Below are 26247 nucleotides of genomic sequence, written 5' to 3' on the forward strand. Positions count from 1 at the left end.
TCCCCAGCATCGACGCAGGAAGGCGGTCTGTTTGTGAGCGAGAGCCAGAAGGGCCCCGACGCCCTCATTGAGCAGCGCGGACACACTCTCATCGTCACGCTCAATCGCCCCGAGGCCCGCAACGCCCTGTCGACCGAGATGCTCTCGATCATGGTCGAGGCCTGGGACCGCGTCGACAACGATCCGGAGATCCGCACCTGCATTCTGACGGGGGCGGGCGGCTATTTCTGCGCGGGCATGGACTTGAAGGGCGCCACCAAGGCCCCTCCGGGCGACTCGTTCAAGAGTGGTGCCTTCGATCCGACGAAGATCGAGGGCCTGCTGAAGGGCCGCCGGCTCACCAAGCCGCTCATCGCGGCAGTGGAGGGCCCGGCCATCGCCGGTGGTACCGAGATCCTGCAGGGCACCGACATCCGGGTGGCCGGCGAGAGCGCGAAGTTCGGTATCTCCGAGGCAAAGTGGAGCCTGTACCCGATGGGCGGTTCGGCGGTGCGGCTGCCGCGGCAGATCCCGTACACGATCGCCTGCGACCTGCTGCTGACCGGACGTCACATCACCGCCGCCGAGGCACTCTCCTACGGCCTGATCGGCTACGTGGTGCCCGACGGCACCGCGCTGGACAAGGCGCTCGAGATCGCCGAGGTGATCAACAACAACGGCCCGCTGGCCGTCCAGGCGATCCTCAAGACCATTCGCGAGGCAGAGGGCATGCACGAACTCGACGCGTTCAAGCCCGACACCGCCAACGGCATCCCGGTGTTCTTGAGCGAGGACGCCAAGGAAGGCCCGCTGGCCTTCAAGGAGAAGCGGGCCCCTCAGTTCAAGATGCGTTAGCCGGTTTCGGGGTTGTCGCTACCGCCGCGGCCACCTTGGCCGCGGCGAAACCGGCCGCCTGCTCGGTCATTCCGTTGAGCGCATAGGCCTGATGGGCCCCGTTGTCCCCGCCGCTCGGTGAGCAGATCGGATCCTCGGCGATGCATTGATCGATGGTCTTCGCTGCGTACAGGTTGCCCACCGTGATCGGCGGCGCCGTGCGGTCGATGCTGTTCAGGAAGCCGTTCGAGGGTTTCCCGAACAGTGCGACAGCGGCGACGTGGTTGGCGATCGCCGGGGCCATCGGCCCGGTGATTCCATCCGGCGGGACGTAGCCGTCGGGGATCTTGTCGGCGGTGACGTAGCCGGCCACCGCGGCGCCCTGCGAATAGCCGCCGAGCACCATCTTGGCGTTCGGGCATCGCGTCGCCATATCGCGGACCCGGTTGCTGGCGTCGATCACACCATCCGCCGCGGTGGAAAAGTTCAGCGAGGCTGGGTAATTGACCGCATACACATCGACGGACTTGCCTGCGAGCTGGGGCTGTGCCCGCAGTTCGTCGACGAACGCCTGGCCGATGCCGCCGACACCCGGCGGTTCGAACGTTCCGCGGGCGAAGATCACCTCGACGTCCGGACATCCCTCGTCCGCTCCCGCCCTCGGAATGCCGCGTGGTGACAACACCAGCGCCATCGCAAGCAGCAGTGCGACGAACAACAGTGCGCAGACATATCGAACCTGATCGGATTTGATGCCGTTCATCTCGCCCCACAAATTCCTACGGTGTTGCCCCGGTCCGGCAAGCAGCACCGCTTCCCCCGGAGGTGGGGTCGTGGTTCCCCTAATTCACGGCACTCAAACCATCGCCTGACCGGATGATCAGCGCGAGTACCTCGCCTACACCAGCACCGGCTTCGACGGGGTGAACACCACCGGCATCGCCTCCAGGCCGCTGACAAAATTCGCCGGCCGCAGGGGCAGCGCGGATTCGTCGGCCAACCGCAGGTCCGGCAGCCGTTCGAGCACCTTGCGCACCATGGTGCTCAGCTCGAGGCGGGCCAGCTGATTTCCGAGGCAGAAGTGCGTTCCGAAGCCGAATGCCAAGTGGCTGTTCGGGTTTCGATCAATCCGGAAATTTTCCGGATCGCCGAACACGGATTCGTCGAAGTTGGCGCCCTCGAACATCAACAGCATCTTCTCGCCCTCACGCAACTGAGTCCCGTGGAACTCGACATCGCGCATGGCGGTTCGGGCCATGTTCTTCACCGGGGAGGTCCAGCGCAGCATCTCCTCGATCGCACCGGGCAACAGGCTGTGGTCGGCCACCAGGCGCTGCCACTGATCATGATGGCGCACAAGCTGTTCGGTGCCGCCCGACAGCGTGTGGCGGGTGGTCTCGTCCCCGCCGATGAGGATCAGCAGCGTCTCCATGATGATTTCCTGGTCGTCCAGGCGCGAGCCTTCGACCTCGGAGTTGACCAGGATCGAGAACAGATCGTCGGTCGGCTCGGCCCGACGCTTGGCGATCGTCTCGGTGGCGTAGGCGGAGTACCCGGCGAACGCGTCCATGACGGCTTGCAGGGTCTCGGCGTCGGCGGCGGAGTTCAAGCCGCACACCAGGTCGTCGGACCACTTCAACAGTGTCGAGCGCTCTTCGGGCAGTACGCCCAGCATGTCGCCGATGACGGCCATGGGCAGCGGCGCGGCGATGTCGCGGACGAAATCGCACTCCCCCCGCTCGCAGACCGCGTCGATCAACGTGTCGCACAGGGTGTCGATCCCGGCGACCTTGTCCATCACGCGCTTACGAGTGAAGCCGGCGTTGACGAGCTTGCGCCGCAACAGATGTCCGGGATCGTCCATGTCGATCATGTACGGCATGCCGGGGTTGTCCGGGCGGATACCTCCGGTATTGGAGAAGGTTTCGGGATCGCGCTCGGCGTCGATCACGGCCTGGTAGCTCGCCGCGGCGGCCAGGCCGTTGCGGTCGCGAAACACCGGCTCGTTGGCCCGCATCCAGCGATACGCTTCGCGCGCACCGCCGTCGGCGTAAAAATTACCGTCGGTCAGATCGACGTCCGGCTTGGCCGGCGCCAGAGTGCCTGTCATCTCGTTCCCTCCACTAAAACTTTCTCAACGCGGGTTCTGTCCACTCGGATGTGAAAGCGGTTTACAGTGACCGCATGTCTGATTCGCAGCACACGATTGCCGGCACGGTGCTCACCATGCCGGTGCGAATTCGCAAGGCCGACGTCCACACGGCTATGTTCTCGGTTCCGGCCGATGCCGCGCAGCGACTTGTCGATTACAGCGGATTGAAGGTCTGCGAATTCCGGCCCGGCCGAGCGGTGGTCAACCTGATGCTGGCCCGCTACATCGACGGCGATCTGGGCAAGTACCACGAATTCGGCACGTGCGTGATGGTCAATCCCCCGGGCTCGAATGCCTCTGGCCTCAGGGCACTCGGCGACGCCGCGGCGTTCATCCACCACCTGCCCGTCGATCAGTCCTTCACGCTGGAGGCCGGCCGCACGATCTGGGGCTTCCCCAAGATCATGGCGGACTTCAACGTTCGCGAATCCAACCCGTTCACCTTTGACGTGAGCGAGAACGGGTCGCTGATCGCCGGCATCGAGTTCCACCGGGGTCTGCCGATCCCATCGCTGCGGCCGCGCACCCAGGTGCTCAAGACCTACACCTTCGCCGACGGCACCACCCGCGAGGTGCCGTGGGAGATGAAGAACTCCGGAGTTCGCTTCCGCCCGGGCGGCGCCACGCTGCGCCTCGGCGATCATCCGTACGCCAAAGAGCTGGCCACACTGGGGCTGCCGAAGCGCGCGATGGTGTCGGGTTCGGTCGCCCACGTCGAGATGACGTTCGGCGACGCCCAAATCCTGCGCTGAGCGCCCGAACGTCATCCGGTCAATCTAGAGCCCGGACTAGACAACTCGCAAGAAGTGTCTACAGCAGGTCGGCAGCTTCGCGGATCTGCTCGGGAGTCCGTGCGCCGATGACCATCATCGTCACGCCGGCGGCTTCCCATGCGGCGATCTGTTTGCGCACGTAGTCGGTGTCGCCGACGATCGCCGAGTCGTCCACGAGTTCGTCGGGAACGGCCTTGGCGGCGTCGTCCTTGCGGTCGCTGCGGAACAGTCTGGTGACCTCGTCGACGACCTCGGCATAGCCCATCCGTCGATAGACGTCGGCGTGGAAGTTGGTGTCCTCAGCGCCCATTCCGCCCATGTAGAGCGCAAGATGTGGCTTGATCAAGTCCAGGATCGACGAGCGGTCATCGGTGATGACCACCTGCGCGGTCGCGCAGATCTCGAAGTCTTCCCGGCTGCGGCGCGCGCCGGGGCGGGCGAAGCCCTCGTCGAGCCACTCGTTGTACATCGGCGCCAGCCGCGGGGAGTAGAAGATCGGCAACCAGCCGTCGCAGATCTCGGCGGCCAACGCGACGTTCTTCGGGCCCTCGGCACCCAGCATGATCGGGATGTCGGCGCGCAGCGGATGCACGATCGGCTTGAGCGGCTTGCCCAAACCGGTAGTGCCCTCACCGCTCAACGGCAGCGGGTAGTGCGGGCCGGCGCTGGTGACCGGAGCTTCGCGCGCCCAGACCTGCCGGATGATGTCGATGTACTCGCGGGTGCGCGCCAGCGGCTTCGGGAACTTCTGCCCGTACCAGCCCTCGACGACCTGCGGTCCGGACACACCCAGGCCGAGGATGTGCCGGCCACCGGAAAGGTGGTCCAGCGTCAGCGACGCCATCGCACACGCGGTCGGGGTGCGCGCCGAGAGTTGCACCACCGAGGTGCCCAGACGCATCCGGGTGGTTTCCCGGCCCCACCACGCCAGCGGGGTGAACGCATCCGACCCCCATGCCTCGGCCGTGAACACCGTGTCGAAGCCGGCCTCCTCGGCCACGGCCACGAGTTCGGCGTGATTTGTCGGGGGTTGTGCGCTCCAGTATCCGAGTTGCAGACCCAGCTTCATCGGTGCCGCCTTTCTGGCCGGGACACGGTCCTTGCCACGATTCTTAGAACCTGTTCTACTCGATGATGTGACCACCAGCCAAAGCAGCCCGGTGCAGATCGACGCGCATCAGAAGCCCCTTTCGGCACCGCTGAAGCTGTCATTCGACTACACCCGTTCAGTCGGACCACTCCTCGGCCAGTTCTTCACCGCACTGCGTGAGCGACGCATCCTCGGTGTCCGCGGCTCGGACGGGCGAGTGCTCGTACCACCCGCTGAGTATGACCCCGTCACCTATGCGCCGTTGACGGAGGTGGTACCGGTCGCCAGCGTCGGGACGATTGAGTCGTGGACGTGGCAGTCCGAGCCGCTGGAGGGCCAGCCGCTGGACAAGCCGTTCGCGTGGGCGCTGATCAAACTCGACGGCGCGGACACCACGATGCTCCATGCCGTCGCCGCCGACTCATCCGAGCAGATCAGCACCGGGGCGCGCGTGCACGCGCACTGGATCGACGAACCGGTCGGCGCGATCACCGACATCGCGTACTTCGAGCTCGGGGACACTGAGGAAAGCGTGCCCGCCGGTGATGACGACCGCGAGCCGGTGACCATCTTGGTCTCGCCCAGCAGCATCGAAATCCAGCACACGGCATCACTTCCCGAGACGACGTTCTTGCGCGGCCTCGAGGACGGCAAGCTGCTCGGCGCCCGTACCGGAGAGAACGGCAAGGTCTACTTCCCGCCCAAGGAAGCCGATCCCGCGACCGGGCTGGAGCTCGACAACTTTGTCGAGCTACCCGACAAGGGCACCGTCACCACGTTCGCGATCATCAACATCCCGTTCGCCGGTCAGCGCATCAAGCCGCCCTATGTCGCGGCGTATGTGTTGCTCGACGGCGCCGATATCCCCTTCCTGCACCTGATTCAGGAGATCGACGTCGCGGACGTGCGCATGGGCATGCGGGTGCAGGCGGTGTGGAAGCCCCGCGAGGAATGGGGCCTGGGCATCGACAACATCGAGTACTTCAAACCGACCGGCGAACCCGACGCCGATTACGACACCTACAAGCACCACCTCTAAAGGGAATCGCCACATGACATTTCGCGATGTAGCGGTCGTCGGCTTCGAACACGCCCCGCACGTGCGGCGCACCGACGGCACCACCAACGGCGTCGAGATGCTGATGCCGTGTTTCCACCGGCTCTACGAAGAGCTCGGCCTGAAGCAGACCGACATCGGCTTCTGGTGCTCTGGCTCGTCGGATTACCTTGCCGGACGTGCCTTTTCGTTCATCTCGGCGATCGACTCGATCGGCGCGGTGCCGCCGATCAACGAATCGCACGTCGAGATGGACGCCGCGTGGGCGCTCTACGAGGCCTACATCAAGATCCTGACCGGTGAGGTCGACACCGCCCTGGTGTACGGCTTCGGCAAGTCCTCGGCAGGCACGCTGCGCCGGGTGCTGGCCCTGCAGACCGACCCGTACACCGTCGCGCCGCTGTGGCCCGATTCGGTGTCGATGGCGGGACTTCAGGCGCGGTTCGGGCTGGATTCGGGCAAGTGGACCGAAGAGCAGATGGCCCAGGTCGCGCTGGATTCGTTGGCGGCGGCCCAGCGCGTCGACTCCGAGAAGCCGGCGAAGAGCATCGACGAGTTGCTGTCACGGCCGTATTTCGCAGATCCGTTGCGGCGCCACGACATCGCGCCGATCACCGATGGTGCGTCGGCCATCGTGCTGGCGGCCGGGGACAAGGCCCGCGAGCTTCGCGAGAACCCGGCGTGGATCACCGGTTTCGAGCACCGCATCGAGACACCGGTGCTCGGCGCCCGTGACCTCACGACCTCGCCGTCCACGGCGGCGTCAGCCAAGGTGGCCACCGGCGGAGACACCGGCTCGATCGAGATCGCCGAGATCTACGCTCCGTTCAGCCACCAGCAGTTGATCCTCACCGAGGCCATCGGCCTGCCGGAGTCGACGAAGATCAACCCGTCGGGCGGGGCGTTGGCCGCCAACCCCATGTTCTCGGCCGGCCTGGAGCGGATCGGCTTCGCCGCCCGGCACATCTTCAACGGTTCAGCAGGTCGCGTCCTGGCTCATGCCACCAGCGGCCCTGCGCTGCAACAGAATCTGGTCGCGGTCCTGGAGGGCAAGAACTGATGGCTAAAAAGCTCGCTGCTGTTCTCGGCACCGGACAGACGAAGTACGTCGCCAAACGCAAAGACGTCTCGATGAACGGTCTGGTGCGCGAGGCGATCGACCGTGCACTGGAAGACTCGGGATCGACGTTCGACGACATCGACGCTGTCGTCGTCGGCAAGGCGCCCGACTTCTTCGAGGGCGTGATGATGCCCGAACTGTTCATGGCCGACGCCGTCGGTGCAACCAACAAGCCGCTCATCCGGGTGCACACCGCGGGTTCGGTCGGCGGGTCGACCGCGATCGTCGCCGCAAGCCTGGTGCAGTCGGGCAAGTACAAGCGCGTGCTGACGATGGCGTGGGAGAAGCAGTCCGAGTCGAATGCCATGTGGGCGTTGAGCATTCCGGTCCCGTTCACCAAGCCGGTGGGCGCAGGCGCGGGCGGCTACTTCGCGCCGCATGTGCGCGCCTACATCCGCCGCTCCGGCGCGCCACTCAACATCGGCGCGATCGTCGCGGTCAAGGACCGGCACAACGGCGCCAAGAACCCGCTGGCGCACCTGCATCAGCCCGACATCACCGTGGAGAAGGTGATGGAGTCCCCGATGCTGTGGGATCCCATCCGCTACGACGAAACCTGCCCGTCCTCGGACGGTGCGGCGGCCATGGTGATCGGCGACGAAGAAGCCGCCGACGCCCGGGTGGCCGACGGACATCCCGTCGCGTGGGTGCACGCCACCGCGCTGCGCACCGAGCCGTTGGCGTACGCCGGACGTGACCAGGTCAATCCGCAGGCCAGCCGTGACGCGGCCGCCGCGCTGTGGAAGGCGGCCGGGATCACCAGCCCGATCGACGAGATCGACGTCGCCGAGGTCTACGTCCCGTTCTCCTGGTACGAGCCGATGTGGCTGGAAAGCCTCGGCTTCGCGGCCGAGGGCGACGGCTGGAAGCTCACCGAGGCCGGCGAGACGGCGATCGGTGGACGGATTCCGTTCAATCCCTCCGGTGGCGTGCTGAGCTCCAATCCCATTGGGGCATCGGGCATGATCCGGTTCGCCGAGTCGGCGATCCAGGTGATGGGCAAGGCCGGGGCGCATCAGGTCGAAGGTGCCCGCAAGGCGTTGGGCCACGCGTACGGCGGCGGCGCCCAGTACTACTCGATGTGGGTGGTCAGCTCCGATAAGCCGGCCGCCAAGCCATGACCCGCATGCAGTACACGGTCAGCATCGCGTTCAGCCCGCTCGACCAGCTCATCGAGATCGCCAAGGCGGCAGAGGAACTCGGTTTCGACAACATCGCGTTGCCGGATTCGATCTTCTACTTCGAGAAGCAGTCCGTCGACTACCCCTACACGGCCGACGGCAAGCGAATGTTCGACGAGAACTCACCCTGGGTCGATCCCTTGATCCTGGCCGGTGCGCTGGGTGCGGTGACCTCGAAGCTGCGCTTCTACACCAACGTGATGAAGCTCGGCTCGCGCAACCCGCTGCTGCTGGCCCGCCAGGTCGGTTCGGTGGCGAACCTGACCAACAACCGGTTCGGCTTCGGTGTCGGGATCGGCTGGGCGCCCGAGGAATTCGAGTGGTGCGGGGTGCCCTTCGCCAAACGCGGCAAGCGCGTCGACGAGATGATCGACATCATCAAGCTGGTCCTCGCCGGCGGGATGGTCGAACACCACGGCGAGTTCTACGACTTCGACCGGCTGCAGATGAGCCCGGCGCCGTCCGAGCCCGTTCCGTTCTACGTCGGCGGCCACACCGACGTCGCGCTGAAACGCGCCGTGCGGATCGGTGACGGGTGGACCAGCGCGATGATGACCTGCGACGAGCTGGCCGAAACGATCTCAACGCTCAAGAAGCTGCTGGCCGAGGCCGGCCGCGCCGACGACCCATTCGAGTACCAAGCCGTCTGCATCGACAAGTTCGGTGTCGATGGTCACCGCGACTTGGTCGCGGCGGGAGTCACCGACTACATCGGGATTCCGTGGGTGTTCGAAGGCCTGCCGTTCGATGCCCCGGTGGACAAGAAGATCGACTCGATGAAGCGGTTCGCCGACACCTACATCCACTCGGGTTGGCAGGAGCAGTGAGTTCACCGGCCCACGAGGCGGGGCGGCGATCCCGCGAGGCGGCGATGGCTCGCGACAAAGAGGCATGGCTGGCGGTGTTCGCCGATGACGCGATCGTCGAAGACCCCATCGGCCCATCGCATTTCGACCCCGAGGGCAAGGGCCACCGCGGCAAGGATGCGATCGCGAAGTTCTACGACATGGCGATAGCCCCGAGCACGCTGACATTCAACTTCGAGAAGACCTACCAGTGCGGTAACGAGGAAGCCAACGTCGGCCACATCGTGATCGAGTCGAGCGGTTACCGGGTGATCGCCGAGGGCGTATTCACCTATCGCGTCAACGACGACGGCAAAATCGTTGCGCTACGGGCTTATTGGGAGCTCGACAAAGCCACGGCGAGCGCGCAGAAGATCTAGGCCGTTACCCGCCTGGCTGACTAGGCGTGACGCGTTTCCGACGTCCAGACCCGGCCGTCGTAGTAGCGCACCATGCGGTGATCGTTCTGGTCCGGATACCAGCCCGGCGTCAAGCCTCCCGAGCCGACCGGCTCCTGCCGAACGGGCTGCTGCTGCACAACCGTCCGCTCGCGATACGGCCGCTCACGCGGCGCCAAGGCGAAGCGAACCGCCCATACGACCACGGCGATGATCACGATGACGAACACGATCCAGATCAGCGAGTTGAGCGACCCGACGACATTGGACATGGTGAACTCCTTCGCTTAGGCAGCGGACGCGGGAGCGTCTTCGTAGACAACGCGCCACTCCGCGGGTGCTGCGGGAGCTAACGAGCAAGCAGCGCAGATGACCGCGTCAATGGTGGGATAACCACACGCCGGGCAAATAGTGAGTGCCATTGTCGTCCCTCCACGCGCCACACTATGAATTCAATTAACGCGGAGATACCCCACCCCCTGAGGGGCCAAACGCGTCTGCGCCGGCGAAAATAACGACGGAGTCAGATTTCTTCAAAACCCGTCAGATACCGCTGCGCGAGATCTTGGTACGCCTTGGGATTGATGTTCACCCAGACCTCGGCGCCGGTGCCGGCGATCGGCCCCTTCACCTTCGCCGGGGCTCCGGTGACCAGCACCTCGTCCGGTATGTGTGTGCCACCGACCACTAGCGAATGCGCGGCGACCATGCTGCGCGCGCCGATCACCGCCCCGTCGAGCACGGTGCAGTGGTTGGCGATCAACGCCTCGGCACCCACGTGCACGCCATGGATGGTGCACATGTGCGCGATCGTGGCCCCCGGACCGATATCGACCGGGATGCCCGGCGGGGCATGCAATACCGATCCGTCCTGCACGTTGGCGCCCTGCCGGATCACGATCGGTGCGTAGTCGCCGCGCAGTACCGCGTTGAACCAGACCGATGCGCCGGCCTCCACGGTGACGTCCCCGATGAGCACGGCAGTCGGTGCGACGAAGGCAGTCGGATCCACCCGGGGTGATCGGCCCTCGAACGAATACATCGGCATCGTTCAGATATACCGCACTTCAGGTGGGTAATCCGCAGGTAGCTCAGCTCTCATTGCGCGATCAGACGTCAAAACTGTAACGTGTTCTAGTTAGAACCTACGAGTTGGAGGGGCGCGAGGTGACAAGCGGCATTCGCGAGATCGACACCGGAACCCTGCCGGACCGGTACGCCCGGGGCTGGCACTGCCTGGGCCCGGTCACGGACTACACCGACGGCAAGCCCCACCCGATCAATGCGTTCGGCACCAAACTGGTGGTCTTCGCCGATTCCCACGGCGATGTGCACGTTCTTGACGCGTACTGCCGCCACCTGGGCGGGGACCTGTCGCAGGGCACCGTCAAGGACGACGCCTTGGCCTGCCCGTTCCACGACTGGCGCTGGGGCGGCGACGGCCGGTGCAAGCTGGTGCCCTACGCCAAGCGCACCCCACGGCTGGCCCGCACCCGGTCCTGGGAGACCGACGTGCGCAGCGGGCTGCTGTTCGTCTGGCACGACGCCGAGGGCAATCCCCCGCAGCCCGAGGTGCGCATTCCGGAGATCCCGGAGTACACCAGCGGTGAGTGGACCGAGTGGAAGTGGAACTCGATGCTGATCGAGGGCTCCAACTGCCGGGAGATCGTCGACAACGTCACCGACATGGCGCACTTCTTCTACATCCACTTCGGCCTGCCGACGTACTTCAAGAACGTCTTCGAGGGCCACATCGCCTCGCAGTACCTGCACAACGTCGGGCGCCCCGACGTCACGCTCGGCGGCTCGGCCTACACCGAATCGCACCTGGACTCGGAGGCGTCGTACTTCGGGCCGTCCTTCATGATCAACTGGCTGCACAACAACTACGGTGGCTTCAAGGCCGAGTCGATTCTGATCAACTGCCACTACCCGGTGACGCAGGACTCGTTCATGCTGCAGTGGGGTGTGATCGTCGAAAAGCCCAAGGGCATGGACGATTCCATGAGCGACAAGCTCTCGGACGCGATGGTCACCGGCGTCAGTAAGGGCTTCCTGCAGGACGTCGAGATCTGGAAACACAAGACCCGCATCGACAACCCGCTGCTCGTCGAGGAAGACGGTGCCGTCTACCAGATGCGCCGCTGGTATCAGCAGTTCTACGTCGACGTCGCCGACATCACGCCCGACATGGTCGACCGCTTCGAGCTCGAGGTGGACACCGCACCCGCCAACGAGAAGTGGCAGGTCGAGGTCCAAGAGAACCTCAAGAAGCAGGCCGAAGCCGAAGGTCAGCCGACCCAGGTGTGACGATGACCCCCGAGGATCCACCGCCTGACGTCGACGATCTGGCGCGGTCGATGCTCGAGCTGCTTGGCGTCCACGAGCACGACGAGCAGCACGAGCACAGCGACGATGCGTCCGGATCGTGGTCGAAGGCACCAAATTTCGCCGCGGATCCACAACGGTTGGCCGCTGTTCAGGAGGCGACCCGCCGGGACAGGGAGCGTTACCTGTCGTCCGGCCTGGTGGAGATCGACTGCCGGTTCTGCCACATCGCGGTGAAGGTCAAGAAGCTCGGCGCCGCCCATACCGCCGTGCAGTGGAGCAGCGAAGCCCAGCAGCGCTGCGCCTATTTCGCCGAGATCCGGGAGGCGGGCGGCAGCAGCGCCCGCACCCGGTCCTGCCCCAAGCTGTCGGACAGCATCAGACATGCTGTGGCAGAAGGATGTCTGGAGGAGTACTCCAGCGCACCCGCCCCCGGCGACGGCTGAGTTTTTGTACGCGAGCAGACGTAAAAGTCCCCGACACGCCGGGCGTGCGGGGACTTTACGTCTGCTCGCGGGGGCAACTAGAGCCCCTTGAAGCGCTCCTTGACCTGCTCCTCGGTCAACCCGTAGTCGGCCAGCGAGTACGTGTGCTTGGGTGCTCGCGGACCCTGCTTGCTCTCCTCGTCGGTGCGCTGGATCGCCGCCCGCGCATCGTCGGTCATCTCGATTCCGAACGCGTCGTAGATCTTCTCCACGGTACGTATCGGTTCGCGGATGAGCTCGAAGTAATCGAGATCGAAGAACTGCGCCGGATTCTGCTTGGCGCGTTCGGCATTGAACAACTCCAACCCGCGCGACCAGGTCTCCAGCGAGTCGGCGCCGATGACATCGCCGGTGAAGGTCTTCGACCAGCCCTCGGTCGTGTGCTGAGCCAACGAGCACATCGACGCCATAATGGTCTCGGCCGGCCGGTGGCACTGCACGATCAACGCGTCCGGATAGACGGCGAACACCGCGTCGAGTGCGAACAGGTGGCTGGGATTCTTGAGCACCCAGCGCTTCTCGGCGTCGTTGAGCCCGATCAGCTGTAGATTCTTGCGGTGGCGTGCGTATGACTTCGTCCAGTCCTGGCGAGCGAGCCACTGCGCATATGTCGGTACGTGCGCAAGCGTCTCGTAGGACACCGAGTGCAGTGACTGCCGCAGCAGCTGCCAGCACTCCTCCACTTCGTCGGCGGTCATGTAGTGCAACCCGGTGTAATCCGTGTTCTCTGCATGGGCTTTCGCGAACTGCGCGTCGATCTGCTGGAAGACCGGATTGTCCTTCCAGGATTCCCGCGGCGGCCGGGGTTGGGGGAACTCCGCGAGCCACAGCTCCAAACCCTGGTGCCGCGGGTCAGCGGTCAACAGCCGGTGGATCGCGGTGGTGCCGGTGCGGGGCAGGCCGGTGACGAAGATCGGTCGTTCGATCGGGACATCGACGTGCTGCGGATACTGCTTGAAGGCCGCTTCGGAAACCAGCCTGGCCACCAACGCATTTCGCACGAAGAAGCGGTGCATCTTGCTGCCGAGCTCGGTCAGGTCCGCGTCGTTGCGGAACGACTCGAGCAGCACGCTCAGCGCTTCTTCGTAGTTGTCATCGTCGACGCCGAAGTCATCCATGCCGCAGGCTTTGATGGCCGAGGCCTTCAGGCTCTCGACGGTAAGGAAATCTGAGCTCATCAGTTGTGATACTCCCCGCAGTTCACGTCCAGGGTCTGGCCGGTGATCCCGCTGGAGAGATCGCTGGCCATGAACAGGATGGCCGAGGCCACCTCGTCCTCGGTGGGCAGCCGCTTGAGATCGCTGTTGACCGCGGCGGCCTTGTAGATCTCGTCGACGGTCGTGCCGTACTTGCCGGCCTGGTGCTCGAAGTAGCCCTGCAGGGTACCGCCCCAGATATAGCCCGGCAGAACGGAATTCACGCGAATGCCCTGCGGCCCGAGTTCACTGGCCAACGACTGCGACATCGACAGCAGCGCCGCCTTGGCCAGCTTGTAGGCACCCTGCTTGGGATCGGAATGCCGCAGCACCATCGAGTTGACGTTCACCACCGACCCTTTGGCCTCGACCAATGCCGGGGTGAAGCCCTGGATCAGCCGCAGCGCGCCGAGCACCGTGAGCTCCACCGTCTCGCGGATGTGGTCGAAGCTGGTGTTGGCGAAGGGCTTCATCGACGGCACCTTGAACGCATTGTTGATCAACACGTCGACCTTGCCGTACGCGTCCAGGGTCTCCTTGACGAGGTTGTCGACCTGGGCCTCGTCGGTGATGTCGGTGCCCACCGACAGCGCGCGCCGGCCGAGGTCGGTGACCTGCTTGGCCACGTCCTCGAGGCGCTCGACGGTCCGAGCGGCCAACACCAGATCGGAGCCTTCCTCGGCACATCGTCGCGCCAGCGTCGTGCCCAGTGCCGGACCGACGCCACTGATCACGACGACCTTGTTCGCCAGCAGACCGGCCATGTGTTATCCCACCATCCTGTTGCCAATGAGTTTCTGACGCAGAGCGATCCGCTCCCGCCAATCGTCTTCGGAGATCTTGTTCTGCTCGTAGTAGGGCAGCTTGACCGCCACCGCGTCGAGATCGACGATCTCCATGGTGGGGCCGTCGGCCTCAGTCAGCTCGCGCGAAACTCGCTGCCAGCGGAACTGCAGATAGCCCTTGGCATGCCCGAGCGTCTCGACCCAGTTCGTCACGCCCGGGTTCTTGTCGGCGACGACGATGCGGATCTTGCCATCGGGATCGGCCTGCGCCTGAGTGCCGTTGAGCGAGGTCTGGTGGTTGATGTAGTCGAGCGAGATGTACCAGAGGCTGCCCAGCTGGAATCCGAGGTACGGGGCGTCAGTGACCGGCAGCGTGATGACGATCGCCTGATCGGACGTGATGTCGTAATGCCCCACCGAGGAGTACTGCGTGGCCAGCCCACCCGGGGTGAGGCGCGGCGCCGTCAGCGTGTTGACGGGCAGGGAGTCGTAGAACCACTTCGGGAACTGCAGCCAGGTCTTCACGCGCTGCACCAGCTGCTTACCCGCTGTCGCCCAACGTCTTTCGATCAATTCCTTGGTCAGCGGCGGCGGTGCGGTGCCGGCGGTGTCGGTGCGTGCGATCGCGAAGCTCCCCCGCTGAGCTGACCAGTCGTTGTACACCTCGCGAATCACCAGCTGCGCGTTGGTGTCCGGGGTGAATCGCCACTCGAATGTGCCGTCGGTCGCGATGTCGAGCCTGCGGTCGTCGAACGCGGTCTCGCTGTCGGGGACCACCTCGTCGGTGTACTCGCCGCCGAGGAGCTGGAAGCTGACGTCGGTGGTGGTCCCCCGCTTACCGGTGACCACATACTCGTGGCCGGCCACCACCCGGGTGCCGAAGTACATCGTGTCGGGGTTGTCCAGGCCCATCTTGGTGAAGGGACCGGTACCCGAATGCAGGAACGGATGGTCGCGGTCGTAGTCGAAGGCCACATGCGTGCAGGCCGCCACGCAGCCCGCCAGATACTGCAGACCCTCCAGCAGATCCGCCTCGCTCTCGATGAACGAAGCCTCTTTGACCAGACGCTCGGATTCGGCAATGGCGTCCAACAAGGGCTGTGTGTACATAACCGCCTCGCGTTTCAAAATTGGACCGCACTGGTACGTTGTTGGGACTGAGACTAGAACGCGTTCTAATCTCCGTCAACCAAGTAGGCGGTCCGTATATGGAACGCAGAGGTAGGATTTTGCAATGTCGGACGGTTCCGTCTCTCGGTCGTCGCCTCCCACGCAACGCGTCGTCGCGATCCTGGATTTCCTGGCCAAGCACCCGCAGGACAGGTTCGGCCTGTCCGAGCTGGCCCGCAGATTGGACCTGGCCAAGCCGACCTGCCTGGGCATCGTGACGACCCTGACCCAGTCGGGCTACCTCGTCCGCGACGCGGCCGACAAGACCTACCGGCTGGGGCCCAGCCTGATCACCCTGGGTCATCTGGCCCAGGAGTCCCTGCGGGTCAATCCGGCTGCCCGCGCCGAACTCACCCGGCTGTCGAAGACCTTCGATACCACCGCGGCGCTGGCCGGAGTCGTCGACGACCGGATCACGCTGCTGGAATTGGTTGGTCCACCCGGCTCCGACGTCGGGGTACGGGTGGGGCAGAGCTATCCCTTCGCCCCACCGGTGGGTCTGATGTTCGTGCTGTGGGACGACGAAGCGCTACGCGGCTGGCTGGGCCGCACACCGACCATCCCGCTGCGGACGGCCACTGAGCGGCTCGACCGGGTGATCGCCGAATGCCGGACCGCCGGATATCTCGTCGAGCAACTCACCCCTGGCGGCCGCCGGCTCTACGCGCTCATGGCGGGCATGTCCGCCACGATGCCCGATGAATTGCGGGCGCTGTTAGGCGAATTGATCTCCGACATCGGTGAGCGGGTGTACCTGCGCAGCGAGTCCGAGGGGCCGGGATCACGCCAGCGCCACGACGTCAGCGTCATCTCCGCTCCGGTCTACGACCATCACCACCGGCAGGCGATGGTGGTGTCGCTTCAAATCGGGCGCGCGCTCACCGACTCCGAAATCGTCAAGCACGCAAAGGGTTTGGTAGCCACCGCTGATGCGCTCACCGCGCAGCTCGGCGGCACCAAGCCGCAGTGGTGACTAGAGCTCGCCGATGACGACGAGCGCCTCGGCGGGCTCAACCTGCAGGCCGCAGCGCTCCTGGAAGGCGTTCAGCGGCGCCTTGATGGCCCGGATGTCGTTGGCCTGGTCCGGATGGTCGTTGAAGTAGGTGTTGAACGCGCCGATCGCGCTGAACGCCGACTGCCGGGTGGCATCGATCAGCGCCTGGTTCGCATCGGGATGCACGGCGAAGTAGTCGGAGAGGTTCTTGGTCACCGAGCTGATCGTGGCCGACAGGCCCGCGGCCGAGCAATCGGATGTGGCCGCAGGGGCGGGCGCAGGCGTCGGCTCGGGCGTGGGGTCGGCGACGGCGGACGGAATCGACACGACGGCACTTGCAGCGGCTGTGGCCAGCACTGCGAGAACGGCACGACGGACCAACATTGCGTTTCTCCCTTCACGGCGCACAGCGGTACGGCTGCGCAGCCACTGACTGGAACGTCGCGCATGGGGCGTCAGGTGTTACCTCAGTAGTCCTGCTGCGCGAGCTGAAGAAAATGCAGTAGTGCACTACTGCTTTCGTCCCGTCACCTGCAACTGACGATTCCCCCGGGAGAACAACGCCTGGGGGGCAGTCGTATGGGATCACACGGGTACGGACGATATGTCGGCCGGGTAGGCACCCTGGCGGTGGCCCTGGGAATCGGCGTCGGCCTGGGTTACGCCCCACCGACCGCGTGGGCCGACGATCCCGCGTCGAGCTCATCGGCGAAGGCTGACAGCAGTACCGGCCACAGCGCACGCACCGCGCGATCTGGGGATGCCGGGCCTGCCCGCCGCGCGCGAGGGCATGCGGCGGCGGGTGTCGTGCCACCACGGCTCCGCAGCAGCCAAACCAACTCGGCCGCAACCGCTCCCCGCGGCTCGGCGTCCACCACGACGCCGACGGCCACCGCAGATCCCGGAACGCCGAGCGCCGCGTCCCTGATCTTCGGGCCTGATCTCAACGACACCGGTCACACCGGCAAGCCCACACCGACGACGCCGACGCCGGGCAATCCCCTGGCGGATCTGCTTCAGCCGCTGAAGGTTTGCGCCTGCAAGCTCGTCATGAAGGTTATCGAGTCCATCGGCAACGTGGTCGGCGGTGAAGGTAGCGGCGGCGGTCCCGCACTGCCGCCCATCAACAATCCGATCTTGGCCGCCGTGGCGGAATTCGCGCGTCGCAGTGTCAACCAGATCCTGGCTCTCCCGCCGGTCGCCCATGCCGTCCAGATCGTCAACGAGCAGATGAAGCTCGCCCTGGACCGGTTCACGTTCGCGGCTCAAGACCTGATCCGGTGCGCCAACCCCGTTCAAACGCAGCCGCTTCCGGCCGACCTGGACCGCACGTCCATCGTCTCCGGACTGGACCAGCCGACCGATTTCCGGTTCCTGCCCGACGGTCACATCCTGATTCTGCAGCGGGACGGGTCGCTGCTGATCGCCCCCAACACCGAAGGCGCCACAGCGGTCAAGATCGCTACGATCCCACCGTCGGACGCGTTCGAACTCGACCCGAACTTCGCGACCAACGGGTACTTCTACACGACCTACAATTCGACTGATTCACACGCGAGGCTGTCGCGGTTCACGATGGTCAACGACACCGTCGACCCGAAATCGGAAGTGGTGCTCATCGATTCGATCCAATCTGGGTCGATGCACCAGGGCAATACCATGCTGTTCGGCCCCGACGGCAAGATCTACTTCGCCATGGGCGACGACAGCCTGAACACCAACGGCCAGAACTTGTCCAACATCTTCGGCAAGATCCTTCGGATCAATCCGGATGGTTCCATCCCGCAGGACAACCCGTTCTACAACACCCCCGGCGCGCGCCAGGAAATCTACGCCCTCGGCATGCGCAACCCCTTCCGGATGACGTTCACCCCCACCGGTCAATTGCTGGTGGGTGACGTCGGTGACGAGTCGTGGGAGGAGATCAACAACGTCGTCGCGGGTGGCAACTACGGCTGGCCGGTGCAGGAAGGTCCCTGCGCCAGTTGCCAATACGACAATCCGGTCTACGCGTACCCGCACACCCCACCGCCGGGACGCGCCGGGTCGATCACCTCGGTGATGGTCTACACCGGCACCGCGTTGCCGGCCGAGTATCAGGGCAAGGTCTTCGTGGCCGACTACACCCTGCACTGGCTCAAGGTGCTGACCTTCGACTCCACCTACACCAACGTCGTCAACGAGCAGCTACTCGACACCGACGCCGGCACGACAGTGCAGATGCAGCAGGGTCCGGACGGCAATCTGTATCAGCTCAACATCTACCCGGGCGAGCTGTACCGGATCGCGGCCTCCGGTGGAAACCGTGCGCCCACAGCTGTTTTGACGGCGACACCGACCAGTGGCTACTCGCCGCTGGCCGTGCAGTTCTCCTCGGCCGGCTCCAGCGACCCCGATCCGGGCACGACGTTGACATACAGCTGGGACTTCGGTGACGGGGGCACCTCGGTCGCCGCTAACCCCGTGCGCACCTACAACACGAACGGCAGCTACACCGTCACCCTCACCGTGAGCGACGGGGAGCGCACCAACACCGCCAGCCAGAAGATCGTCGTCGGCAGCACACCACCGGATGTGCAGATCCTGACGCCGATCAACGACTCGCACTACAACGCCGGCGACGTCATCAGCTTCAGCGCTACCGCCACCGACGCCGAAGACGGCACCTTGCCCGACAGCGCCTACAACTGGCGGGTGATCTTCCACCACGCCGATCACATCCACCCGTACGCGGACAGCATCGTCGGACCGAGCGGCACCGTATCGCTTGCCACCAACGAACACAACGTGGCCACCACCTGGTACGAGATCAGCCTCACCGTCACCGACAGCAGCGGACTATCGACGACCAAGTCGGTGAACATCAAGCCGAATCTCGTCACGCTGACCTTCGGCAGCAACGACCCGAATGCGGTCTACACAGTCGACGGCATCCCCCACACCGGCACCTTCAGCCAGCAGGCCGTGGTCGGGGTGGTTCGCCACCTGGACGCCGGATCACCCCAGACCGTCCCCGACGGGCAGCTCGTGTTCAACCACTGGTCGGACGGGCTCGCTCAGCAGCACGTGATCTCGACACCGGGTAGCGACACCGCCTACACGGTGTACTTCGACAAGACGCCGAGCAGCCTTTAACTCACCGCCGCGAGCGAGAGCGGCAATACCTGCGACACTCCCGCCCGACGCAGACAGCGCGCCGCGGTGGTCAAGGTCCAGCCGGTGTCGGTGAAGTCGTCAACCAGAAGCACCGTTTGCGGAGGTTGCTGCAGGCCAGCCAGATCAGGCTCCTGCCACGCGTCGTGGAGCGCCGCGACCCGGTAGGCCGAGTTCACAGCCGTCACCGGCCGTCGGGTCGGACGGTAGTGGAGCGTTCCCGCGTTGGTCAGCCGACCCACCTGTCCGAGGCGATCGACGACGGACCGGATCAGGATCGGATGCGTCGACGAGTCGAGCCCCATGACCGCGTCCGGCCGCGTTTCCCACCGCCAGTCCACCAGCACGGCGATGGCGGCGCGAACGAACTCGTCGGGTACCGGACCATCCGGCGCATCGAGCAGCCGGCGCAGCAGGGGACCCCAACCCAGATCCGTGAGCCGCCCGATCGCGCGGCCTTCGAGTGGCCCGTCGTCGATACGCCCGCTCACGTCGACCCCCAGCTTGGCCATACCGGTCGGCCAGATCCGCCGTGGTGCCAGCTCGACGCCGCACTGCCGTAGCCGGTCGCTGGCCGCGTCAAGCGCCCGCTCGTCGACGTTGGCGGAGAACCGGGATCCGGCACAGTTGTCGCACCGCCCGCACCGGTCCTGCGCTGCCAGTTCTGGATCGTCGAGTTGCGCACGGAGAAAAGCCATTCGGCAACTCGCCGAGTTTTGGTAGTCGAGCATGGCTTGCTGTTCGCGGCGTCGAGCGGCGTCCAGAGTGCGATAGCGTTCGTCGTCATACGTCCACTGCTGGCCGGTACTGATCCAACCGCCCTTCACCCGCTGCACCGCACCGTCGACATCGAGCACCTTGAGCACCATTTCAAGTCGAGTACGCCCGAGGTCGACGAGCGGTTCCAGCGCGGGCGTCGACAGCGGTCGCTCCGGATCCAAAGCGCCGATCACTTTGCGCACCAATGCTTCCGGCGGGAATGCCACCGAGGAGAAGTAACTCCATATCTCGGCGTCCTCCTGCCCCGGGAGCAGGATCACCTCGGCGCGGGCGGTGGCTCGGCCGGCACGTCCGGCCTGCTGGTAGTACGCAATCGGTGACTGCGGCGCCCCGAGGTGAATCACGAAGCCCAGATCGGGTTTGTCGAATCCCATCCCAAGTGCGGAGGTGGCCACCAGGGCCTTGACCCGGTTCTCGAGGAGATCGACCTCCATCTGCTCCCGCTCGGCGGGGTCCGATGCCCCGGTGTAGGCGTCAACCTGATGACCCTGTTCCCTCAGGACCGCCGCCAGATCGCGTGCGGCGGCGACGGTCAGGGTGTAGATAATGCCCGAGCCTTCGAGCGAATTGAGCTGTGCCGCAATCCAGGCCACACGTCCGGCAGCCGTGGGTACCTTCACGACCGACAGGTGAAGGGATTCGCGGTCCAAGCCGCCCCGCAGCACCACCGTGTCGCCCCCACCGACGCCGAGTTGAGCCGCCACGTCGGCGACCACCCGGTCGTTGGCGGTCGCCGTCGTGGCCAGCACCGGTATGCCTGAACCCAATTCGGCAATCAACGTTCGGATGCGGCGGTAGTCCGGCCGAAAGTCGTGTCCCCAGTCGGAGACGCAGTGCGCTTCGTCCACCACCACCAGACCGGCGTCGGCCGCCAACGACGGCAGCACCTGGACGCGAAAATCCGGATTGTTCAACCGCTCCGGGCTCACCAGTAGCACATCGAGGTCACCGGCGGCGACCTGGCGATGAATATCCTCCCACTCGGTGACGTTGCCGGAGTTGATGGTTGCCGCACGCACGCCCGCGCGCCCCGCGGCGCCGACCTGGTTGCGCATCAGCGCCAGCAGCGGTGAGACGATCACCGTCGGCCCACGGCCCTGCTCACGCAGCAGCTTGGCGGCGAGGAAGTAGACGGCAGACTTACCCCAGCCGGTGCGTTGCACGACCAGGGCCCGCCGCCGGTGGACCACCAACGCTTCGATGGCCGTCCACTGGTCATCGCGCAGCACCGCGTGCGGGCCGGCGAGCTGCTCGAGGATTTTTTGTGCGTCAGCTCGGGTCGCGGTCATGCACCCATCGTGCCCGGAGACGACGACAAGCTACGACGAGGCCGCGGCCGCCTGCTCCCGCTGGATCTCCAGCGCGATGTCGATCAGCTGGTCCTCCTGGCCGCCGATCAGCTTGCGCTGGCCGGCCCGGTGCAGCAGCTGATGCGCCGGCACGCCGTAGCGCTCGGACTGGCGGATGGCGTGCTTGAGGAAGCTCGAGTACACCCCGGAGTAGCCCATGATCAGCGCGTTGCGGTCCAGCAGGCACTCGGCCGGCATGGCCGGTGCGACGACTTCCTCGGCGGCGTCGGCGATGTCGAAGAAGTCGATGCCGGTCTTGACGCCGATCTTGTCGAACACGCCGATCAGCGCCTCGACCGGTGCGTTGCCGGCACCGGCGCCGAACCGGCGGCATGATCCGTCGATCTGCTTGGCGCCCGCGCGGACCGCCTCGATCGAGTTGGCCACCCCCAGGCCCAGGTTCTCGTGGCCATGGAAGCCCACCTGCGCGTCGTCACCGAGTTCGGCTACCAAAGCGCTGACCCGGTCGGCCACGCCTTCGAGCACCAGCGCACCGGCAGAGTCGACGACGTAGACGCACTGGCAGCCGGCGTCGGCCATGATGCGAGCTTGGGCGGCCAGCTTCTCCGGGCTGATCGTGTGGCTCATCATCAGGAAGCCGACGGTCTCCAGGCCGAGTTCGCGAGCCAGCCCGAAGTGCTGGATCGAGACGTCGGCCTCGGTGCAGTGGGTGGCGATCCGGCAGATCGAGCCACCGTTGTTCTGGGCTTCCTTGATGTCTTCCTTGGTGCCCACACCGGGCAGCATCAGGAAGGCGATCTTGGATTCCTTGGCCGTCTCGGCGGCCAGCTTGATCAGCTCCTGCTCGGGAGTTTTGGAGAACCCGTAGTTGAAGCTCGAGCCGCCCAGCCCGTCGCCGTGGGTCACCTCGATGACCGGCACACCCGCGGTGTCGAGGGCGGCGACGATGGCGCCGACCTCCTCCTTGGTGAACTGGTGCCGCTTGTGATGCGACCCGTCCCGCAGCGAGGTGTCCGTCATCCGGACGTCCCACATGGGGTTGAAGTAGATGTCGTCGATGCCAGTCATGCTTGCGCTCCTGTTCCTGCGGAGGCACGTTCCTTCGCGATTTCCTCTCCGACCTTGGTGGCCGCGGCGGTCATGATGTCCAGATTGCCCGCGTACGGCGGCAGATAGTCGCCCGCACCCTCGACTTCCACGAACGTGGTGACGAGGTGGTTGCCGCCGTTGTACACCGTCGGCTCGTCGAACTGCGGCTCGTTGAGCAGGCGGTAGCCCGGCACGTAGGTCTGCACCTCGGCGACGACGTCCTTGATCGACTGAGTGATCGCGTCGTGGTCGGCGTCCTCGGGGATCGCGCAGAAGATGGTGTCGCGCATGATCATTGGCGGATCAGCCGGATTGAGAATGATGATGGCCTTGCCGCGCTTGGCGCCGCCGATGACCTCGACGCCCGCGCTGGTCGTCTTGGTGAACTCGTCGATATTGGCCCGGGTGCCCGGACCGGCCGATGCCGACGACACCGACGCCACGATCTCGGCGTAGGGCACGTCGACCACGCGGCTCACCGCGTAGACCATCGGGATGGTGGCCTGGCCACCGCAGGTCACCATGTTGACGTTCGGGGCATCGAGGTGTGCACGCAGGTTGGCCGGCGGGATCACGCCCGGGCCGACCGCGGCCGGGGTCAGGTCGATCGCACGGATGCCGGCTTCCTCGTAGCGCGGAGCCGCGGCCCGGTGCACGTAGGCGCTGGTGGCTTCGAAGACCAGGTCCGGCTTCTCCGACTGCGCCAGCAGCCAGTCCACACCCTCATGGCTGGTCTCCAGCCCGAGCTTGCGTGCGCGCGCCAGGCCTTCACTCTCCGGATCGATGCCGATCATCCAGCGCGGCTCGAGCCACTCCGAACGAAGGAGCTTGTACAACAGGTCGGTGCTGATGTTGCCCGACCCGACAATGGCGACAGAACTCTTCTGGGGCATGTGAGCCTCCTCTTACTCGAATGACAGCCGGACGGAACCCAGCCCGGCGAAGTCGGCGACGAACTCATCACCCGGACGGGCGTCGATGGCCCTGGTGCACGATCCCGGCAGTACGATGTCGCCCGCCTTCAACCGCACCCCGAAGCTCTCGACCTTGCGGGCCAACCACGCGACCGCGGTGACAGGATTGCCCAGAACGGCGTCACTGCGGCCCTCGGCCACCACTTCGCCGTTGCGGGTGAGCACCGCATCGATGCCCCTGATATCAACATCTTTCGGCGACACCCGCTCCTTGCCGAGCACGTAGCCCGCCGACGACGCATTGTCGGCGATCGTGTCGCACAACGCGATCTTCCAGTCCTTGATCCGGGTGTCGATCAGCTCGATCGAGGGGGCGAAGGCTGCGGTCGCGGCCAGCACGTCGTCCTCGGTGCAGCCGGCCCCGGGCAGGTCGTCGGCCAGGATGAACCCGACCTCCACCTCGACCCGCGGAAACAGGAACCGGCCGGCGGGAACCGGCTTGTCCTCGAACACCTCCATGTCGGCGAGGAGGTGCCCATAGTCGGGCTCGTCGACGCCCATCATCTTCTGCATGGCCTCTGACGACAGGCCGACCTTGTGCCCGACCACCCGGGCGCCCTCCGCGACCCGCTGACGGATGTTGATCAGCTGAATCTCGTAGGCGTCGACCACGTCGATATCGGGGTGATTGGACGTCAGCGGCGTCATCGGAACGCGCGTGCGCTCCGCCTCGGCAAGGTCGGCGGCAAGCTCTTCGCGCGTCGAAACGCTCAGCATTCCCGGGAGTCCCATCGTCGGTGTGACCGGGGCGAACGGCGCCCGGTGCGGGCAATTCTAGTGCGGTCCGGGGGCCCGTGGGGTAAGCGTTCCGCTGACCGGAAAGGCGGGGTCAGTAGCGCCCGGACGGGGCAATTCTATAACGTGTTCTAGTATGACAGCTCAGGAGTTCGACGTCGTCGTCGTCGGAAGCGGTGCTGCCGGCATGGTTGCCGCACTTACCGCCGCTCACCAGGGACTATCGACAGTCGTCGTCGAGAAGGCCGCGCACTTCGGCGGCTCGACCGCCCGGTCGGGTGGCGGTGTATGGATCCCAAACAACGAGATCCTCAAGCGTGACGGGGTGACCGACACCAAGGAAGCCGCGCGCACCTATCTGCACGCGATCATCGGCGACGTGGTGGAGCCCGAGCGCATCGACACCTACCTCGAGCGCGGGCCGGAAATGCTGTCGTTCGTGCTCAAGCACACGCCGTTGAAGATGTGCTGGGTGCCCGGGTATTCGGACTACTACCCCGAGACTCCCGGTGGACGTCCCGCGGGCCGGTCGATCGAACCGAAACCGTTCAACGCCAAGAAGCTTGGGCCTGATGAGCCTTACCTGGAGCCGCCGTACGGCAAGGTTCCGCTCAATGTTGTTGTGATGCAGCAGGACTACGTGCGCCTCAACCAGCTCAAGCGGCATCCTCGCGGTGTTCTTCGCAGCCTGAAGGTCGGCGCGCGCACGATGTGGGCAGGCGCGCGCGGCAAAAACCTGGTGGGCATGGGACGGGCGTTGATCGCGCCGCTGCGAATCGGCCTGCGCCAGGCCGGAGTTCCGGTTCTGCTCAACACCGCGCTGACCGACCTCTACGTCGAGGACGGCGTCGTGCGCGGTATCTACGTGCGGGACATGACCGGCCCGGAATCAGCCGATCCGAAACTGATCCGCGCCCGCCGCGGCGTCATCCTCGGCAGCGGTGGCTTCGAGCGCAATGAGCAGATGAGGGTCAAGTACCAGCGTGCGCCGATCACCGCGGACTGGACCGTGGGGGCCGCCGCCAACACCGGCGACGGGATCGTCGCTGCCGAAAAGCTCGGCGCGGCACTGGAACTGATGGAAGACGCGTGGTGGGGGCCCACGGTTCCGCTGGTGGGCGCACCGTGGTTCGCACTGTCGGAGCGCAACTCCCCCGGGTCGATCATCGTCAACCTGTCCGGCAAGCGCTTCATGAACGAGTCGATGCCCTACGTCGAGGCATGCCATCACATGTACGGCGGGCAGTATGGCCAAGGACCCGGCCCCGGTGAGAACGTGCCGGCCTGGCTGATATTCGACCAGCAGTACCGCGACCGCTACATCTTCGCGGGACTTCAACCGGGACAACGGATTCCGAAGAAATGGATGGAATCCGGCGTGATCGTCAAGGCCGATACCCTCCAAGAGCTGGCCGAGGTGACCGGGCTGCCTGCTGACGCCTTCCTGGCGACTGTCGAGCGCTTCAACGGTTTCGCCCGCTCCGGTAAGGACGAGGATTTCCACCGCGGCGAAAGCGCATACGACCGCTATTACGGTGACCCGACCAACAAGCCCAACCCCAACCTCGGCGAGATCAAGAACGGTCCGTTCTACGCCGCAAAGATGGTGCCCGGCGACCTGGGCACCAAGGGCGGGGTGCGCACCGACGTGCACGGACGGGCGCTGCGCGACGACGGATCGGTGATCGAGGGCCTATACGCGGCCGGTAATGTCAGCTCGCCGGTGATGGGCCACACCTATCCCGGCCCGGGCGGCACCATCGGACCCGCGATGGCGTTCGGGTACCTCGCCGCGTTGCATATCGCAGGGAAGGGCTGA

Annotated in this window: 25 protein-coding genes; 12 read left to right on the forward strand and 13 right to left on the reverse strand. The window is 65.4% G+C overall.

Annotated elements, in window-relative coordinates:
- Positions 1-33: 33 nt before the first annotated feature.
- A complete protein-coding gene (locus K0O64_RS25745; protein WP_071949009.1) occupies positions 34-834 on the forward strand; it encodes a crotonase/enoyl-CoA hydratase family protein in 801 nt (266 codons plus the stop codon).
- Here the strand turns inward: K0O64_RS25745 and K0O64_RS25750 are convergent.
- Both K0O64_RS25750 and K0O64_RS25755 read right to left on the reverse strand, forming a co-directional pair.
- On the reverse strand, positions 821-1507 hold the full coding sequence (locus tag K0O64_RS25750; protein ID WP_225933786.1) for a cutinase family protein: 687 nt from the start codon (positions 1505-1507) through the stop codon (positions 821-823). The two genes, K0O64_RS25745 and K0O64_RS25750, sit on opposite strands and share 14 nt — an antisense overlap.
- A gap of 204 nt (positions 1508-1711) precedes the next feature.
- Positions 1712-2923: a cytochrome P450 gene (locus tag K0O64_RS25755; RefSeq protein ID WP_096312364.1), complete on the reverse strand. Its 1212-nt coding sequence runs from the start codon at positions 2921-2923 to the stop codon at positions 1712-1714.
- A 74-nt stretch (positions 2924-2997) separates the two neighbouring features.
- On the opposite strand from K0O64_RS25755, the gene K0O64_RS25760 reads away from it, so the two are divergent.
- Positions 2998-3717: an acetoacetate decarboxylase family protein gene (locus K0O64_RS25760; RefSeq protein WP_096313026.1), complete on the forward strand. Its 720-nt coding sequence runs from the start codon at positions 2998-3000 to the stop codon at positions 3715-3717.
- 58 nt (positions 3718-3775) lie between these two features.
- Here K0O64_RS25760 and K0O64_RS25765 read toward each other — a convergent pair whose 3' ends face one another.
- Positions 3776-4807, reverse strand: coding sequence for an LLM class F420-dependent oxidoreductase (locus K0O64_RS25765; RefSeq protein WP_096312365.1), 1032 nt, complete (start codon positions 4805-4807; stop codon positions 3776-3778).
- A 67-nt stretch (positions 4808-4874) separates the two neighbouring features.
- Between K0O64_RS25765 and K0O64_RS25770 the strand changes: the two genes are divergently transcribed.
- From K0O64_RS25770 to K0O64_RS25790, 5 genes are read left to right on the forward strand one after another with little or no spacing between them, the layout of a single operon-like run.
- Positions 4875-5867 (forward strand): Zn-ribbon domain-containing OB-fold protein, encoded by a 993-nt coding sequence (locus tag K0O64_RS25770; protein WP_225933546.1) that lies wholly within the window; start codon positions 4875-4877, stop codon positions 5865-5867.
- Between the two features lie 13 nt (positions 5868-5880).
- Positions 5881-6945 carry a thiolase family protein gene (locus K0O64_RS25775; protein ID WP_071949005.1) on the forward strand — a complete coding sequence of 355 codons (1065 nt, stop codon included), beginning with the start codon at positions 5881-5883 and terminating at the stop codon, positions 6943-6945.
- Positions 6945-8126, forward strand: a complete 1182-nt coding sequence (locus tag K0O64_RS25780; protein ID WP_096312366.1) for a thiolase family protein — start codon at positions 6945-6947, stop codon at positions 8124-8126. The genes K0O64_RS25775 and K0O64_RS25780 overlap by 1 nt, the downstream gene beginning before the upstream one ends.
- Positions 8127-8131: 5 nt before the next feature.
- Positions 8132-9013, forward strand: coding sequence for a TIGR03619 family F420-dependent LLM class oxidoreductase (locus K0O64_RS25785; protein WP_096313027.1), 882 nt, complete (start codon positions 8132-8134; stop codon positions 9011-9013).
- Positions 9010-9411, forward strand: a complete 402-nt coding sequence (locus K0O64_RS25790; protein WP_256385462.1) for a nuclear transport factor 2 family protein — start codon at positions 9010-9012, stop codon at positions 9409-9411. Before K0O64_RS25785 ends, K0O64_RS25790 begins: the two co-directional genes overlap by 4 nt.
- 20 nt (positions 9412-9431) lie before the next feature.
- Here K0O64_RS25790 and K0O64_RS25795 read toward each other — a convergent pair whose 3' ends face one another.
- Positions 9432-9701 (reverse strand): DUF2510 domain-containing protein, encoded by a 270-nt coding sequence (locus K0O64_RS25795; RefSeq protein WP_071949003.1) that lies wholly within the window; start codon positions 9699-9701, stop codon positions 9432-9434.
- Between the two features lie 251 nt (positions 9702-9952).
- Positions 9953-10477 (reverse strand): gamma carbonic anhydrase family protein, encoded by a 525-nt coding sequence (locus K0O64_RS25800; protein ID WP_096312367.1) that lies wholly within the window; start codon positions 10475-10477, stop codon positions 9953-9955.
- 119 nt (positions 10478-10596) lie between these two features.
- Here K0O64_RS25800 and K0O64_RS25805 point away from each other — a divergent pair, with 119 nt between their 5' ends.
- Both K0O64_RS25805 and K0O64_RS25810 read left to right on the forward strand, forming a co-directional pair.
- Entirely contained in the window at positions 10597-11739 is a 1143-nt protein-coding gene (locus K0O64_RS25805; protein WP_071949001.1) for a 3-ketosteroid-9-alpha-monooxygenase, oxygenase component, read from the forward strand.
- A 2-nt stretch (positions 11740-11741) separates the two neighbouring features.
- Entirely contained in the window at positions 11742-12203 is a 462-nt protein-coding gene (locus K0O64_RS25810) for a hypothetical protein (protein ID WP_096312368.1), read from the forward strand.
- 77 nt (positions 12204-12280) lie between these two features.
- Here the strand turns inward: K0O64_RS25810 and K0O64_RS25815 are convergent, their stop codons facing one another.
- The 3 genes from K0O64_RS25815 to K0O64_RS25825 are packed head-to-tail and all read right to left on the reverse strand — an operon-like array spanning position 12281 to position 15333.
- Positions 12281-13420, reverse strand: coding sequence for a sulfotransferase family protein (locus K0O64_RS25815; protein ID WP_096312369.1), 1140 nt, complete (start codon positions 13418-13420; stop codon positions 12281-12283).
- Complete coding sequence (locus K0O64_RS25820; protein WP_096312370.1) at positions 13420-14202, reverse strand: SDR family oxidoreductase; 783 nt, start codon at positions 14200-14202, stop codon at positions 13420-13422. The genes K0O64_RS25815 and K0O64_RS25820 overlap by 1 nt, the downstream gene beginning before the upstream one ends.
- A gap of 3 nt (positions 14203-14205) precedes the next feature.
- Entirely contained in the window at positions 14206-15333 is a 1128-nt protein-coding gene (locus K0O64_RS25825; protein WP_071948997.1) for a hypothetical protein, read from the reverse strand.
- A gap of 124 nt (positions 15334-15457) precedes the next feature.
- Here K0O64_RS25825 and K0O64_RS25830 point away from each other — a divergent pair, with 124 nt between their 5' ends.
- The gene (locus K0O64_RS25830; protein ID WP_071948996.1) at positions 15458-16366 is read left to right on the forward strand and encodes an IclR family transcriptional regulator; all 909 of its coding nucleotides are present in this window, start codon (positions 15458-15460) and stop codon (positions 16364-16366) included.
- On the opposite strand, the gene K0O64_RS25835 is transcribed toward K0O64_RS25830, so the two are convergent.
- Positions 16367-16771 carry a hemophore-related protein gene (locus tag K0O64_RS25835; RefSeq protein ID WP_071948995.1) on the reverse strand — a complete coding sequence of 135 codons (405 nt, stop codon included), beginning with the start codon at positions 16769-16771 and terminating at the stop codon, positions 16367-16369.
- A 195-nt stretch (positions 16772-16966) separates the two neighbouring features.
- Here K0O64_RS25835 and K0O64_RS25840 point away from each other — a divergent pair, with 195 nt between their 5' ends.
- A complete protein-coding gene (locus K0O64_RS25840; protein WP_096312371.1) occupies positions 16967-19522 on the forward strand; it encodes a PQQ-dependent sugar dehydrogenase in 2556 nt (851 codons plus the stop codon).
- On the opposite strand, the gene K0O64_RS25845 is transcribed toward K0O64_RS25840, so the two are convergent.
- From K0O64_RS25845 to K0O64_RS25860, 4 genes are read right to left on the reverse strand one after another with little or no spacing between them, the layout of a single operon-like run.
- Positions 19519-21609, reverse strand: a complete 2091-nt coding sequence (locus K0O64_RS25845) for a RecQ family ATP-dependent DNA helicase (RefSeq protein ID WP_096312372.1) — start codon at positions 21607-21609, stop codon at positions 19519-19521. The genes K0O64_RS25840 and K0O64_RS25845 overlap by 4 nt on opposite strands.
- Positions 21610-21639: 30 nt before the next feature.
- Positions 21640-22698 carry a 4-hydroxy-2-oxovalerate aldolase gene (dmpG, locus tag K0O64_RS25850; RefSeq protein ID WP_096312373.1) on the reverse strand — a complete coding sequence of 353 codons (1059 nt, stop codon included), beginning with the start codon at positions 22696-22698 and terminating at the stop codon, positions 21640-21642.
- Positions 22695-23612 carry an acetaldehyde dehydrogenase (acetylating) gene (locus K0O64_RS25855; protein WP_071948993.1) on the reverse strand — a complete coding sequence of 306 codons (918 nt, stop codon included), beginning with the start codon at positions 23610-23612 and terminating at the stop codon, positions 22695-22697. The genes dmpG and K0O64_RS25855 overlap by 4 nt, the downstream gene beginning before the upstream one ends.
- Positions 23613-23624: 12 nt before the next feature.
- Positions 23625-24410 (reverse strand): 2-keto-4-pentenoate hydratase, encoded by a 786-nt coding sequence (locus K0O64_RS25860; RefSeq protein ID WP_071948992.1) that lies wholly within the window; start codon positions 24408-24410, stop codon positions 23625-23627.
- Positions 24411-24564: 154 nt separating this feature from the next.
- On the opposite strand from K0O64_RS25860, the gene kstD reads away from it, so the two are divergent.
- Positions 24565-26247: a 3-oxosteroid 1-dehydrogenase gene (gene kstD / locus K0O64_RS25865; protein ID WP_071948991.1), complete on the forward strand. Its 1683-nt coding sequence runs from the start codon at positions 24565-24567 to the stop codon at positions 26245-26247.

The organism is Mycolicibacterium pallens (assembly GCF_019456675.1).
Classification (GTDB): domain Bacteria; phylum Actinomycetota; class Actinomycetes; order Mycobacteriales; family Mycobacteriaceae; genus Mycobacterium; species Mycobacterium crocinum.